This window comes from Clostridium sp. AF21-20LB (assembly GCF_003478795.1).
GTDB classification, from domain to species: Bacteria; Bacillota; Clostridia; order Lachnospirales; family Lachnospiraceae; genus Otoolea; species Otoolea fessa.
Map to the genome: position 1 here is coordinate 89,757 of NZ_QUGD01000005.1, position 13,885 is coordinate 103,641.

General features: G+C 50.0%; 11 protein-coding genes. 1 reads left to right on the forward strand and 10 read right to left on the reverse strand.

What is annotated here, in order from left to right; genetic code table 11:
* Positions 1–115: 115 nt before the first annotated feature.
* The 8 genes from hemZ to DWX76_RS04475 form a co-directional block, all read right to left on the reverse strand.
* Positions 116–1,567 carry a coproporphyrinogen dehydrogenase HemZ gene (hemZ, locus tag DWX76_RS04440; protein ID WP_118570183.1) on the reverse strand — a complete coding sequence of 484 codons (1,452 nt, stop codon included), beginning with the start codon at positions 1,565–1,567 and terminating at the stop codon, positions 116–118.
* Positions 1,564–2,208, reverse strand: a complete 645-nt coding sequence (locus DWX76_RS04445) for an MBL fold metallo-hydrolase (RefSeq protein ID WP_022359324.1) — start codon at positions 2,206–2,208, stop codon at positions 1,564–1,566. Before DWX76_RS04445 ends, hemZ begins: the two co-directional genes overlap by 4 nt.
* A 68-nt stretch (positions 2,209–2,276) precedes the next feature.
* Positions 2,277–4,562, reverse strand: coding sequence for a RelA/SpoT family protein (locus tag DWX76_RS04450; protein ID WP_022359323.1), 2,286 nt, complete (start codon positions 4,560–4,562; stop codon positions 2,277–2,279).
* A 277-nt stretch (positions 4,563–4,839) separates the two neighbouring features.
* A complete protein-coding gene (locus DWX76_RS04455; RefSeq protein WP_022359322.1) occupies positions 4,840–5,364 on the reverse strand; it encodes an adenine phosphoribosyltransferase in 525 nt (174 codons plus the stop codon).
* 32 nt (positions 5,365–5,396) lie between these two features.
* Positions 5,397–8,012: a YfhO family protein gene (locus DWX76_RS04460; RefSeq protein WP_243022448.1), complete on the reverse strand. Its 2,616-nt coding sequence runs from the start codon at positions 8,010–8,012 to the stop codon at positions 5,397–5,399.
* Positions 8,009–8,251 carry a hypothetical protein gene (locus DWX76_RS04465; RefSeq protein WP_118570184.1) on the reverse strand — a complete coding sequence of 81 codons (243 nt, stop codon included), beginning with the start codon at positions 8,249–8,251 and terminating at the stop codon, positions 8,009–8,011. Before DWX76_RS04465 ends, DWX76_RS04460 begins: the two co-directional genes overlap by 4 nt.
* A 105-nt stretch (positions 8,252–8,356) precedes the next feature.
* Positions 8,357–8,794 carry a GtrA family protein gene (locus tag DWX76_RS04470; protein ID WP_107000978.1) on the reverse strand — a complete coding sequence of 146 codons (438 nt, stop codon included), beginning with the start codon at positions 8,792–8,794 and terminating at the stop codon, positions 8,357–8,359.
* Between the two features lie 81 nt (positions 8,795–8,875).
* Entirely contained in the window at positions 8,876–10,162 is a 1,287-nt protein-coding gene (locus DWX76_RS04475) for an aminotransferase class I/II-fold pyridoxal phosphate-dependent enzyme (RefSeq protein WP_107000512.1), read from the reverse strand.
* 296 nt (positions 10,163–10,458) lie between these two features.
* Here DWX76_RS04475 and DWX76_RS04480 point away from each other — a divergent pair, with 296 nt between their 5' ends.
* Positions 10,459–11,349: a polysaccharide deacetylase family protein gene (locus DWX76_RS04480; RefSeq protein WP_243022449.1), complete on the forward strand. Its 891-nt coding sequence runs from the start codon at positions 10,459–10,461 to the stop codon at positions 11,347–11,349.
* A 2-nt stretch (positions 11,350–11,351) separates the two neighbouring features.
* On the opposite strand, the gene DWX76_RS04485 is transcribed toward DWX76_RS04480, so the two are convergent.
* Both DWX76_RS04485 and DWX76_RS04490 read right to left on the reverse strand, forming a co-directional pair.
* Positions 11,352–12,452 (reverse strand): zinc ribbon domain-containing protein, encoded by a 1,101-nt coding sequence (locus tag DWX76_RS04485; protein ID WP_118570185.1) that lies wholly within the window; start codon positions 12,450–12,452, stop codon positions 11,352–11,354.
* 106 nt (positions 12,453–12,558) lie between these two features.
* The gene (locus tag DWX76_RS04490; RefSeq protein WP_118570186.1) at positions 12,559–13,392 is read right to left on the reverse strand and encodes a TrmH family RNA methyltransferase; all 834 of its coding nucleotides are present in this window, start codon (positions 13,390–13,392) and stop codon (positions 12,559–12,561) included.
* Between the last annotated feature and the right edge of the window lie 493 nt (positions 13,393–13,885).

Here is a 13,885-nt window from a genome sequence, read left to right on the forward strand (position 1 = left end):
TATTTCCTGTGCAAAGGAAACTTCACTTTTCCATGCTGGAAACTGGATTTTTATTTTTCTCTGTTACAAAGTGTTTTTCTGCATCTGACACCCTGTATCTGTGAATTTTTCGTTTTTACTCTCTTCGTCCAAGCAGCTTCTCTTTCCGCCCGATCATCTCATCGATCCGGTCGATATACTGCTCAACTTCCTTGACGTTCTCCGCCCTCTCAATCCGGTTTTCTGCCGGGAAATAAACCTTGGTGGTCGTTCCCGCACCGCAGGCGGCGATCGTCTGTTTTTCTTCCATAATCAATATATTATAGAGACATTCCTTGCCCGGAACCGCATAACCGACATTTTCAAAATTGCCCGCCATATTTTTCTGGCGGTAGAGATAGTACGGTTTCAGTCCCATCTCCTCGGCATACTGCGCGGTCAGGTCAATCATCTCCTGTGTATTGACAATCTTCAGATTTCCGTAGCGCTCCTTATAGATATTCAGGCGCGCCGCGCGCTTGATCGCCAGCGAATGCACCGTCACGCTGTCCGGTCTGAGTGCCTTGATCTCCTCCATTGTCTGACGGACATCGTCGATCGTCTCCTCCGGCAGACCCACGATCAGGTCCATATTGATATTATCAAATCCCAACTCCCGCGCCAGTAGGAATTTTTCCTTCACATCCTCCACCGTATGACGGCGTCCGATGAGGTCGAGCGTCGCCTGCTTCATCGTCTGCGGATTGATGGAAATACGGGAAATGCCGTGATTCCGGAGCACCTGCAACTTTTCGCGCGTGATGCTGTCTGGACGTCCCGACTCAACGGTAAATTCAACTGCCTGTTCCACCGGGAATAATTCTTCCACCTTTGTCAGGATCTCATCCAGATCCTGCGGATTTAACGAGGTCGGTGTGCCGCCTCCAAAATAGATGGTCGAAAGCGGGCGATCCTTCATCTGCTCCGCCACATATTCCATTTCCTTAAAAAGCGCCTCTTTGTAGAGGTCCATCCGTTTTTCCCATTTCACAATCGGAAACGAAGTAAACGAACAGTACAGGCAGGTCGTCGGACAGAACGGGATTCCCACATACAGGCTATACCCATTCTCATAATCGATCGTGGACAGCAGGCGTCTCTCGCGCTCCGCCACGTCGATGCTCAGATCGATCTTTTCCTTGCTGGTAAAATACGTCTCGCGCATATAGGTCTCGATCTGCTCGTCCGTCCATCCATCATACAGCTTCGTGAGCGCAATCTTCGTCGGACGGATACCGGTAAGCGTTCCCCACGGAAGCTCTCTGCCGGTCCGGGCACTCAAAAGACGGTATAACGTCTGTTTGATCTCATTTTTCGTCTCAAAACGGTTGGAAAAATCCGGATAAATCAAAGCAAAGTGAACAGCTTCTTTCTTCACCGGCGTCACATCCAGGGAAAACGAGTTTCCGTCCCGGACTCCCCGTACAATCAACTCCGCCTCCCCGGCTTCCTCTTCCTTGTGCGTAAATGTCTCGCCCGGATAAAATGCCATCAGGAGCTCACGGATATCCTGTTCAAAGGACGCGTCATTTAACAAAATCGCTATCATGCTTCGCGCCCCCTGTATCCTGCCAGCGGATTGTACTGTTTTTCGTCGGCGATCGTCGTATATCCCATGTGTCCCGGATATACATTCGTATCATCCGGCAGGTTCAGAAGGATATCTGCCACCGAATGAATCATCTGACGTCCGCTTCCAGTCGGGAAATCGATGCGTCCGTAAGAACCTTCAAATAAGGTATCTCCCGAAAACAGCACCTTCTCTGATTTTACATAATAACAACAGGAACCTTCCGTATGTCCCGGTGTATGAAGCATCTGGAACGTGTAGCCCGCTGCCTCGAACGTCTCTCCATCCTTCAAAAGCATATCCGCTTTCAGATGCAAACCGCCGCCCTGAAACTGGACGGACAGGTTCTTATCCGGATCCGCCAAGACCGCCTGCTCCTGCTCACAGGCATAGACCGGCACGCCCAGATCCCGTCTCAGCTCTTCCATCGCCGTCACATGGTCAAAATGTCCATGAGTCAGCAGAATCGCCTTTGCCTTCGCTCCGGTCTGCGCCAGTGCATCCTCGATCCGCGCCGCCTCATCGCCCGGATCGACAATCACAGCTTCTTTCGTCTCCGGATGCACCGCAATATAACAGTTCGTCTGGACCATTCCCACGATCAGCCGTTTTATCTCCATCTTTTCCTCCTAATAATATGTGAAACTTTCACAGGGTATAAGTACCTGTGAAATATAGAGAGAACCGCTTATCCGGCAGTTCTCTCTATATCTAATACTCCTTCAATCTGTCTGAGTTTATCAGATAATTTATTTAATTCCTCAATTCCGTGAATATCGAACGTCATGACGATCGTCGCCTTGCCCTGCTTGCTTGTACGCACATTCATCGAGGTAATGTCGATCTGGCGCTCGGTAAATACCTTGGAAATATCCACAAACATGCCGATGCGGTTGTTCGCATAGATCTTGATTTCGGTGGAGTATTTTTCCGTGCCCGTCTGTGCTTCCGGCTGCTGCCACTCGGCTTCAATCAGGCGCTCACGCTCTTCCTGCGGCAGATTCATCACATTGATGCAGTCTGTCCGGTGGATCGAGATACCGCGTCCCCTTGTGACAAATCCGACGATCTCATCGCCCGGAACCGGGCTGCAACACTTCGAAAAACGAACCGCCAGATCGTGGATTCCCTTGACAACGATACCACTCTTCGACTTCCCGGCTGCGATCACCGGAACCTTGTTTCCATCCGACGCCATGTTATCGAGGATCGTCGTGTCGGTTACTTCCTTCTTTAACTTCTTGTTGCGCTCATCCAGCATCTTGTTGATGACCTGTCCCTCTTTGAGGGCGCCATGTCCGATCGATGCCAGAACGGAATCCCAGTCACGGTACGCATAGCGCTTCATGACCTTTTCCATATATTCCGGTTTATTTAACTCTGAATAATTGATGTCCTTCGCCTTACAATATTTATCCAGAAGCGCACGGCCGCGCAGGATATTGTCCTCTTTCAGCTCGCTCTTGAACCACTGGTTGATCTTATTCTTCGCCTGTGTGCTCTTAACCAGTTTCAGCCAGTCGCGGCTCGGTCCCTTGGAATTCTGGGAGGTAATAATCTCGACACGGTCACCATTTTTAATGACATAATCGATGTTGACCAGTTTTCCGTTGACACGGGCACCAACCATCTTGTTGCCGACCGCACTGTGGATCGAATACGCAAAATCGATCGGGGTGGAACCGCTCGGCAGGTTCTTGACATCGCCCGTCGGGGTAAAGCAGTATACATCATCCGTAAAGAGGTCCAGATCACTCTTTAAGAGACTTAAGAACTCTTTATTATCGGACATATCCCGCTGCCATTCCAGGATCTCACGCAGCCAGGAAAGCTTTGCCTCGGCGCTGTCGATCGCCGCCTTGCTGCTGCCGCTCTCCTTATATTTCCAGTGTGCCGCGATACCATACTCAGCGGTACGGTGCATCTCATAGGTGCGGATCTGAATCTCAAACGGCTGTCCGCTGCTGCCAATCAGAGTCGTATGCAACGACTGGTACATATTCGGTTTCGGCATGGCAATATAATCTTTAAAACGTCCCGGAATCGGTTTGTACATCTCATGGATGACACCGAGCGCCGCATAACAGTCCTTCACGCTCTCCACGATAATCCGGACCGCAAAAATATCATAGATCTGATCCAGCGTCTTGTCCTGGTTTACCATCTTTTTATAGATGCTGAAGAAATGTTTCACACGGCCGTCTACCTTGGCTTCGATGCCCGCATCGTCCATATGTTTCTTGACTTCATCCATAATCTTATGGATAAACGCCTCCCTGGTGTCCTTACGGAGCGCCAGTTTTTCGGACAATTCTTTGTAAACCTCCGGCTGGAGATATTTGAGAGACAAATCATCCAGCTCGGTCTTGATCTTGGAAATACCGAGACGATCAGCAATAGGCGCGTAGATATCCATCGTTTCACGCGCCTTTTCTTTCTGTTTTTCCGGCTTCATATATTGAAGTGTCCGCATATTGTGCAGACGGTCTGCCAGCTTAATCAGGATAACCCGGATGTCCTTCGCCATCGCTAAGAACATCTTACGCAGGTTTTCCGCCTGAATCTCTACTTTATCGATCGTCCACGAGATCTGGGTCAGCTTGGTAACGCCGTCTACTAAAAGTGCTACCTCCTCGCCAAAGATCGCCGTGATCTCCTCCTCTGTCATGACCGTATCTTCCACGACATCGTGCAGGATACCTGCCACCAGAGTCTCTTTATCCAGCTCCAGATCCGCCAGAATGATCGCCACACAGAGCGGATGGATGATATACGGTTCACCTGATTTACGCCTCTGGTCCTTGTGTGCGTCATACGCGATCTGGTACGCTTTCTCAATCATGCTGATGTCATCCGACGGATGGTACTTGCGAATGGCGGCAATCAACTCATTATACAGTACCTCCGGACTCGTAAAATCCGCCGGCGCTTCAATTTCCTGATCCAGCTTTTTTATTTTATCCAAATTTCCCATATATGCCTCCTGACCCTTCCGTAGATAACTGAAACGCCTGCCGTTCGGAATCCGGAAAGCGGTTCACGCAAATGAAATAAAATATTATATAGAATACCCCTATTATACGAATATTTGACAAAAAATGCAACGGCAAACTATTTTGTTACTGTTCACGCATACGTGCCCAGTAACGGAATTTGCCGTGGCTTCGCATTTAAATACGGCAAATTCCTGCTGTCGCCACGTTTTCTTACGGCACTTTCGGTTCCAAAAGTGCCTACCCGTGAACCGTTATCTATTTCCCCTCATAGGTAATTAGGGCATCCACCGCATATCCGTTCAGTTTTTCGCGTCCCTTTAAGCCTGCCAGCTCCATCACGCAGCAGATTTTTACAACCTCGCCGCCCATCTTCTCGATGAGCTTGACAATCGCCTCGGTCGTTCCGCCGGTTGCGATCAGGTCGTCAACGATAACTACCTTCTGTCCCGGTTTAATGGCATCCTCATGCATCTCCAGAACCGCGCTGCCATACTCCAGATCGTAGCTTACAGATACCGTCTTGCACGGCAGTTTGCCTTTCTTGCGGATCGGCACGAATCCCTTGTGCATCGCATATGCAACCGGCACGCCGAAAATAAACCCGCGGGACTCCGGACCAACCACGATATCATAATCCACGCCCTCTAAGGATTTCTGGATTCCGTCGATCGCAAGCTGCAGTCCGTCTGCATCCTGTAAAATCGTAGTAATATCGCGGAAAATGATACCCGGCTCCGGAAAGTCCGGAATGCTTCTTACATATTCTTCCAGCTTTTTCATGATTTTAACCTCTTTTCTATAAATTTTGTATCTCAATTTCTCAGTTTCAAATCGCCATCCGGCTCTTTTTCCACCGTTCTTCTCATTTTTGCAGAAGTTTTCCCCTGCTTCTTCTTCCTTATATACATAGAAGCCACAATCACCGCCAGCACAAACAGCGCACCTCCGCTGATCAGCAGTCCCTCATGCAGTCCCTGCGGATAATACCTGAGTTCCACCGTATGGGTTCCCGCCGTCAGTTCCACGCCGGTAAATGCCTTCCAGACCGGACGCGTGATAGCTTCTTTTCCATCCACCGTGACCGTCCAGCCCTCGTCATACGGGATCGTGAGGAACAGCGTTCCGCCCTCGCCCGCGTCGATCGTGCCCTTCATCGCCTCCTCACCCAATGTTTCCAGTTCAAATGGATGCTGGTTGAGGCGCTCATAGAGCGCACGCAGCCCGGCTTCGTCAAAGCGGTACGCGCTCGCGTCCATGCTTCCGACACTGTCATTGCTCTCCAGCAGAATCAATGTGCCTGCCTTCACATATCCGGTTTCCACCAGATACCCGCGTTTCAACGTATCAATGCTGCGGCTCTCCCCGCCGACATCCAGTTTAACCGAATCAATCTGACGGTTTGCGACACTTATATAATACTCCCCATCTTCCGGTGCTGTAAAGGAAAAACGATTCCCCTGCTCCTCCCCGTCCGTGAAAATCAGGCACTCCGGCACGCCCAGCACATCCGATAAATCGTTCTGGACATCCGCCGGCGAAGAAAGATCGCGCTTCCAGCCCGTTTCCACTATGTCCGGCAGGATAAAGCCGAGCGGCAGCGTCCACGGATTCTCATAGAGGTACGTGTCACCTGAAAATGCATAGAGCGACAGGCGCGGATTGTCCTGCTTACCCTCATAGAGTGCATATTTGATTGAAAATAACGAATCCACCAGCGGCGTACTTCCCACGATGCTGTATGCGTTCGTCGAACCTTCGCAGCCCATCTGTTTGAAGAAATCCGTCACCCCGGCATTTGCCACCGATGAAAACAGTGATACGGATGGAAAATGCATCCACGCGCCATCATTTTTCGTGCGCGCATTCGTTTTATCAATCCGGTAAAATTCCGTCTTTTTGAGCGGCTCTGTCACCGCTGCAACATCCTGATTGTCTGCCACATAATCAGTCCGGCTCGTCGTCGGAATGCTCGTTGCCGCCATATTGGCAAGCGCCTCCACACTTACCAGCGCCATCGCCAGAAGCGCCGCCGTGAACGCGAAATGTTCTTTATTTTGATAGAAATAAAAGACGCCCAGATACAACAGCAGAAGCACCACTGCCACATACCAGACAACTGGCTCAAACGCATCGTCCGTCACCAGCTTTTCTGCCAGAATCACGTAGCCAATCGCGGCGGATGTCACCCCGGCAAACTGCCGTTTGGATATTTCATCCAGATATAGATACGCCCGGAAACACATCGTCAGCACCAGCGCGATATAGATAAACGACTGGCGGCACGGCAGGCTGTTCGGGTAATGGAAGCCATGCCAGATAAAATTCAGCACGTTGAACGAAAAGCTGGCATAGAAAAAGAGCAGCAGCACACCGTACACAACCTTTTCCCGGATCGCAATCCGGCGGTTCAGAAAATACAACCCCATGAAAATGTAGACTGCCACGCCGCAGTAGAGGTTTGGCCAATGGTCGAGTCCCGTCTCCACCTGTACATTTCCGATGTGCCGCGTGATCATGTCAAAGATCGGGAAGTAGATTTCCAGTGTGGTCGGAAAATTAAAATCGCCAGACGCCGTACTCTGCAGCGCCGCAATCTCCGGAAGAAGCACCGCAGCCGCCAGCGCACCCGCCAAAAGCGAATACACACCAAACAGGAAAAAGCTGTGCAGACAATCTTTCCATCCCGGCCGTTTCTCCAGAAACAGGAGCGCCACATAGTAAATCACCATGAAGAGGCATATCATAATTGATATATAGTAGTTGGACAGGATTGAAAGTCCCAGCATCAGGCAGTAAAAAAGCCCTTTTTTTTCGCGCACCAGCCGCTCCAGGCCGTGCAGGATCAGCGGCAGCAGCACGATGCAGTCCAGCCACATGATATTCCAGCTATACGCCGCCATATAGCCGGACAGCGCATAGAATACGCCGAAATAGCACGCTCCAAACTTCTGTGAACCCGTGTGCTTTTTCAGATACCACGCCATCGAAAGACCCGCCAGACCGCTCTTGAACACGATCATGTAGGTCATAAATTCGATAATCAGGGACGACGGGCATAACAGCAGCAGCCAGTTAAACGGGCTCGCCAGATAGTACGCATAGAGCGCGGCAAAGTTTACGCCCATGCCGACATCCCAGCTGTAAAGCAGGCTCTCGCCACTTAAAAGCTTATGCCGGAATTCCGAGAAAAACGGCGCATACTGGTGGTACATATCCGTCCGCAGGAAGCTTTCCTGCCCAAAGGGGAAAATACCGCGGTATGCAAAAATCAGGATCAAAATCACCACCGGCAGGAAAAATGCCGCCAGGAGATCATCCGACGGACGGAAAACCGCAGCCAGGCGCCCCATTCCGCGGGGTGATTTCTCTGGTTCATCCCACTCATCTAATTCATCTAATTCTTCCTGCTCCCAGTCATCATCATTCAACTCATTAACGACATCTGCTCTGGACTCTGAAAGTTAGATTTTCTGGCATCTTCTTCCTGTCTCCAGGCAGGCATTCGTTCAGCGCGTCTCATATCTGTACAGGCAGTCTCCGAATCCACGTCCGTACCTTCCCGCTCGTTCTCATACTCCTCTATTTTCCCCGTTGTTTCCGCTCCCGTAAGCTCCCTGAGTGCTTCTTCCAGTTTACTGGAACTTTCGTCTCGTTCTCTTTGCTCCATCTTCCCTCCATCCAGAATCCTGTTCAGGCGGCGTTTTCTCTACTATTTCCGGCTTTTCCGGTCTGTCTTCAGCATCCATTTCCGCTGTCATTTCCCCATACAGCCCTATTTCGAGGATTCTTTCTTTTTGAAAATAAATAATTTACTGCAAATATAATTCAGCACCAGCGAGATCGCTGATACCACAATCTTACAGATCATATCCTGTTTGATTCCCATGCCGTCTACCATCACGATCATCGCCACATACGTGAACACCGATGTGAGAATACGGCAGGAGAAAAACGAAGCCATTTCCTTAAGAAGATATACAGGGCGGAAATTGTAGCTTCGGAATACCCAGATCTTGTTTGTCACATATGCAAACAGGATCGCCGCCGCCTGACAGCAGATCGTCGCCATACGGTAGTTCATGCCGTTGTGGCGGAAAACCGCATAGGAAATCCAGTCCACCAGCGTCGTCAGAACGCCGAATATCAGATACGATATCGTCTCCCTGTTTACAAACTTTCCCCAGATCAGGGATAACTTTTCCTTTATCATCACTTTTTCTCCGAAAAAAGAATTGTATGGGCAGCGGTCCTTCGACATACCCATACAATTCCTGTACTTTTTGGTTTAATATTACATTTCCTCTAATAGCTTGTTGACACTGACCAGCTTGACGCAGAGTGCAAACAGCTCGGTTGCAGTGATCAGATCCTGCAGCGGCGGATAAGATGGAGCAATACGGATGTTGCGATCCTCCGGATCCTTGCCATATGGATAAGTTGCACCGGCTCCGGTCATGACAACGCCTGCTTTCTTGCACTTCGCAACGATCTCCTTCGCACAGCCGTTCAGTGAATCAAAGGAAATGAAGTAGCCGCCGTGCGGTTTTGTCCAGGTACCGATCTCCAGTCCGCCCAGCTCGCGGTCGAGAATGTTCTCAACTGCCTCGAATTTCGGGCGCAGGATGTTGGCATGCTTTCTCATGTGCTCTACCATGCCGTGGATATCCTTGAAGAAACGCACGTGGCGGAGCTGATTCACTTTATCATGACCGATAGTCTGAATCTTTAACTGCTTCTTGATATCATCCAGGTTATTGTGGGAGGTTGCGATTGCCGCAATGCCGGAACCCGGGAACGTAATCTTGGAGGTTGAAGAGAATTTGTAAACCATATCCGGGTTGCCGGCTTTCTTACATTCTGCCAGAATCTCCAGCACATGATCCTGCTCATCATCGTATAAATGGTGGATGCCATAAGCATTGTCCCAGTAAATACGGAAATCCGGAGCTGCCGGATGCATGCGTGCCAGACGGCGGACAGTCTGATCGGAATAGGAATTACCGGTCGGGTTGGAGTATTTTGGAACACACCAGATTCCCTTTACGGTCGGGTCGGTTGTCACATACTGCTCCACCAGATCCATATCCGGACCATCTGCGGTCATCGGAATGTTGATCATCTCGATGCCAAAATATTCAGTAATGGAGAAATGTCTGTCATATCCCGGTACCGGACACAGGAATTTAACCTTGTCAAGCTTGCACCACGGGGTATTTCCCATAACGCCATGAGTCACAGAACGGGAGATGGTGTCGTACATTACGTTCAGGCTGGAGTTTCCATAGATAATGATATTGTCAGCCGGAACCTCGATCATATCCGCTAACAGCTCCTTCGCCTCGCTGATACCGTCCAGGCCGCCGTAATTGCGGCAGTCTGTCCCATCTTCGCAGGTCAGATCACTGTCGCTGCTCAGTACGTCCATCATTCCCATCGATAAATCAAGCTGCTCTGCACTTGGCTTACCGCGTGACATATCCAGCGTCAGATTCTTGCCCTGAAACTCCCGGTACTGATCGCTCAGATCACGCTTAAGCTCCAGAAGTTCTTCTTTCGTCATCTCGCTATAAGGCTTCATCCTTCAACATCCTCCTTGTTTCTCTTATTTATTTCATCATAATTTCATAATCTGCTTTTCATCCAGCTCCCCTTGTTCAAGGGTTCGGAGCATCTCATCTAAGCATCGTTATAATAATAACATAGGTACAAAGGGCATGACAAGCATTAATTTGTTATGTCAGCACATAAAATTTGTTATATGGTACTGCTTGGTTTTTCCGATTCGGTGCATTTCACGGACACCAAATTATAATAAAAACATGATGTTCCCCCTTCTTTCATATACTTATGAAAATATATCTTTCAGGTCACATCATGTTCATTCATTTTCCCATGCATTATGTTCCATCACGTTTCCGGCACATCATTTCCCCGCTGCTGGTTCCCGCCCTGTTTGCCATCGCTTTCTTCGCCGGGCAGACTGCCGCGCATTTCCTGCGCCATCCATCCGGGCACACGGTTTCAGCGCCTGTTATCGCCTGTGGCTCGCTCCCGCCTGCCTTTGATTCCGGTTCGATTCCGGTCGCAGATGGAAACTGGGGACTTGGATTTCCCAGTCCAGGGCAGACACCGGTCGGCAATGCCTCCGCCGACACTTTAAAAAACTTTGACGCTTTCTATGTAGGCGATACCTCCAAGCCCGTCATCTATCTGACCTTCGACACCGGATATGAAAACGGCTGCACACCTGCCATTCTGGAAGCACTGAAAAAACACCATGTCCCGGCAACCTTTTTCGTCGTCGGCAACTATCTCGAAACCAGTCCTGAACTGGTAAAACAGATGATCGCAGAGGGTCACACCGTCGCCAACCACACGTATCACCATCCCGATATGTCCCGCATTTCCGACAAAGCAGCATTTGAAAAGGAGCTGACTGCCCTGGAAACACTCTACCAGTCCGTCACCGGGCAGACAATGAAAAAATATTACCGTCCGCCGCAGGGCAAATACAGTGAATCGAACCTGCAGATGGCAAAGGAGCTCGGCTACAAGACCTTTTTCTGGAGTCTCGCCTATGTGGACTGGATGCAGGATCAGCAGCCATCCAAAGAAGAAGCATTTTCCAAGCTTCTGACGCGCATCCACCCCGGCGCGATCGTCCTTCTGCACAGCACTTCGCAGACCAACGCTCAGATTCTCGATGAACTTCTGGCAAAATGGGAGGAAATGGGGTATCAGTTCGGGCAATTAGATGAATTATAAAATTATACCAGCAGCATTTTCCGGATAAACGAAAGGATCGCGCCTCCGATGCTGCAGAACAGCAGAAATCCGTGGTTTGCATTGATCGCCTCCAGCGCCGCATAGACGCCGTCCACAATCGGCTGTAAGCTGCCCGCATTCTTCGGCATCAGGTACGCTGCCGGACCGGCTACTAATACCAGAACAAGGATGATTATAAACGGGATAAATCCGCGCCCCGTATCGTATTTTTGCAGCCGTACTTTACCACCCGCGTGCTTGCCTGACAGAATCCACAGGCACCAGATCGCGCCCATCAGTACCAGAAATACGCCAATCCCTACATACAGCCCCAGACCATAATTTTCCTCGGTAATCATAGTTCCGATATAGCCCAGATCGTCGCCGCCATACCGAAATGCCTTCGCATTCGCCCAGGTGATTCCCGCCATCAGAAGAAAGCTGGCTGCCTGCATCACGCGCGCCATCAGCACAACCACGCCGGTTACTCCGGCTGCCGTCACATCCAGCACGGACGGACCGTCATTAGAGTCACTCTGCGTATGCGCCTCACTGCGCTCCGCCGCCCGTCTGGTGCGCTCTGCCTCCCGGGACTGGCGTTCCAGTTCCCGCTGGTGGCTGCGCTCCATCCGGTTTTTCTGACGCTCTGAGCGCTCCCGCTCCGACTCCAGAGCATGAAGGCGTTTTTCCATCTGCTTCTGCTGTTTTGCATCCCGCTTATCCTCTTTCGCGCTGGAAGAAGAACGTCTCGCGTCCTGTCGTCTGCGCGATGCCGCTTCACGGTCACGGCGGGCATCCTCCTGTGCCTGGGATTGGCAGCGTTCATTGTCGCGGCGCTCTTCCTCACGCTTCTGTGCGTCCTGACTCTGGCTGCTCCTCTTTTCCTGACTGTTTCGTTTCGATCCAGAGCCGGATTCCGCCTTTTTCTCATCCGATTCCATCCGAGCTGGATTCCGCTGTTCTGAATCACCGTCGTCATAGCTATTTTCTGGCTTTCTTCCCACCGTTTCCTGTTCTCGGCGTACTGTATCATTTACAAGCGGAGTTCCGCAGTTACTGCAAAAATTTCCAACTGCTTCCTGTCCGCATTTTGGACACTTCATTCTATTTTCTCCTTCCTCCAAACGATTCTTTCCATCCATTTCCGCACTCATTTCTGGCATTTGAAACGCATTTAAACAATGTACATTTTTTTACACAGCCAGAACTTTATTTCCTGTTTCCCATGCCCAGCTGCCAGAATGCCACTGCACTCGCTGCTGCCACGTTGAGCGAATCCACGCTGTGTGACATTGGGATTTTCACGGTGTAATCGCACGCCGCGATCGTCGATGCCGCCAACCCGTCACCCTCGGTTCCGAGAATGATCGCTAATTTTTCTTCCTGCAAAAGCGCCGGATCCGCGATACTCACGGAACGGTCACTGAGCGCCATCGCCGCCGTGCGAAATCCCAGCTTCTTAAGCGTTTCCATACTGTTCTCCGCCCAGTCGCCCTTCGGAATGTACGTCCACGGCACCTGAAACACTGTTCCCATACTGACACGGCTTGCGCGGCGGTACAGCGGGTCACTGCATCCCGGTGTCAGAAGCACCGCATCCATAAAGAGCGCCGCCGCTGACCGGAAAATCGCCCCCACATTCGTAGGATTTTCTACATTCTCAAGAATCGCGATCCGTCTGGCACCTGCACAGATTTCCTCGATCCCCGGCGTTTTCTTCCGTTTCACCGCACACAGCATACCGCGCGTCAGTTTAAAGCCGGTCAGGCGCGTCAGCACATCAAATGGTGCCGTAAACACAGGCACTCCCGCACACACCGGGCGTTCCAGAATCTCCCGCCCTTCTGTCTCGATATGGCGTTCTTCCATCAGAAAAGAAACCGGCTCATATCCCGCGTCGAGCGCCCGCCCGATGACCTTAGGGCTTTCCGCAATGAAAAGACCTTCCTTTGGTTCATTATAATGAAATAACTGCCCCTCGCTCAGCCGGGCGTAGATATCCAGCTCCGGCGCTTCCAGGGTTGTAATTGAAATATGATTCATTCTGCTTTTCACCTTTTTTTAATATGGTTTTCATGTTCTATCGAGTATACCACATTTCTTACAAAAAGGAAGTGCCGATTATAGACGCTGACATGAAATCATTCCTCTATTCTGCCGCATTCTATCATCCTCTTTCCGATTTCGTTCCTATTTCCATATAAATCTATCTTCGGCAAAAGATTGCGATTTGTCACATTAAAAATGGCAGCAAATAAAACGGTTTCAACAATAAATTTTCCTCTTTCCCCACATTTTTCTGTGACAGCAAATATAGGTTATGCACATTCCTTGAATATTTTCTGTAAAACTCTCGGATTGACTCATGTTTTCCCGTTCCGGAAGACTTTATTTCAAAAGCATTTATTTTGCAACACACTTTTTAATGGCATTTTTATGAAATTTAATAAAAAATGCACCTTGGCACATTCTTTATGAAATAATAAAAAAAGAGCAGCAAAAGCTGGATTTACACTCGTTTGCTACTCGTTTCGGT

Coding starts and splice junctions, on each gene's coding strand:
- DWX76_RS04480 (WP_243022449.1), top strand. CDS start 10,459: ATGTTCATTCATTTTCCCATGCATTATGTTCCATCACGTTTCCGGCAC.
- DWX76_RS04455 (WP_022359322.1), bottom strand. CDS start 5,364: ATGAAAAAGCTGGAAGAATATGTAAGAAGCATTCCGGACTTTCCGGAG.
- DWX76_RS04475 (WP_107000512.1), bottom strand. CDS start 10,162: ATGAAGCCTTATAGCGAGATGACGAAAGAAGAACTTCTGGAGCTTAAG.
- DWX76_RS04450 (WP_022359323.1), bottom strand. CDS start 4,562: ATGGGAAATTTGGATAAAATAAAAAAGCTGGATCAGGAAATTGAAGCG.
- DWX76_RS04465 (WP_118570184.1), bottom strand. CDS start 8,251: ATGGAGCAAAGAGAACGAGACGAAAGTTCCAGTAAACTGGAAGAAGCA.
- DWX76_RS04445 (WP_022359324.1), bottom strand. CDS start 2,208: ATGGAGATAAAACGGCTGATCGTGGGAATGGTCCAGACGAACTGTTAT.
- hemZ (WP_118570183.1), bottom strand. CDS start 1,567: ATGATAGCGATTTTGTTAAATGACGCGTCCTTTGAACAGGATATCCGT.
- DWX76_RS04485 (WP_118570185.1), bottom strand. CDS start 12,452: ATGAAGTGTCCAAAATGCGGACAGGAAGCAGTTGGAAATTTTTGCAGT.
- DWX76_RS04470 (WP_107000978.1), bottom strand. CDS start 8,794: ATGATAAAGGAAAAGTTATCCCTGATCTGGGGAAAGTTTGTAAACAGG.
- DWX76_RS04490 (WP_118570186.1), bottom strand. CDS start 13,392: ATGAATCATATTTCAATTACAACCCTGGAAGCGCCGGAGCTGGATATC.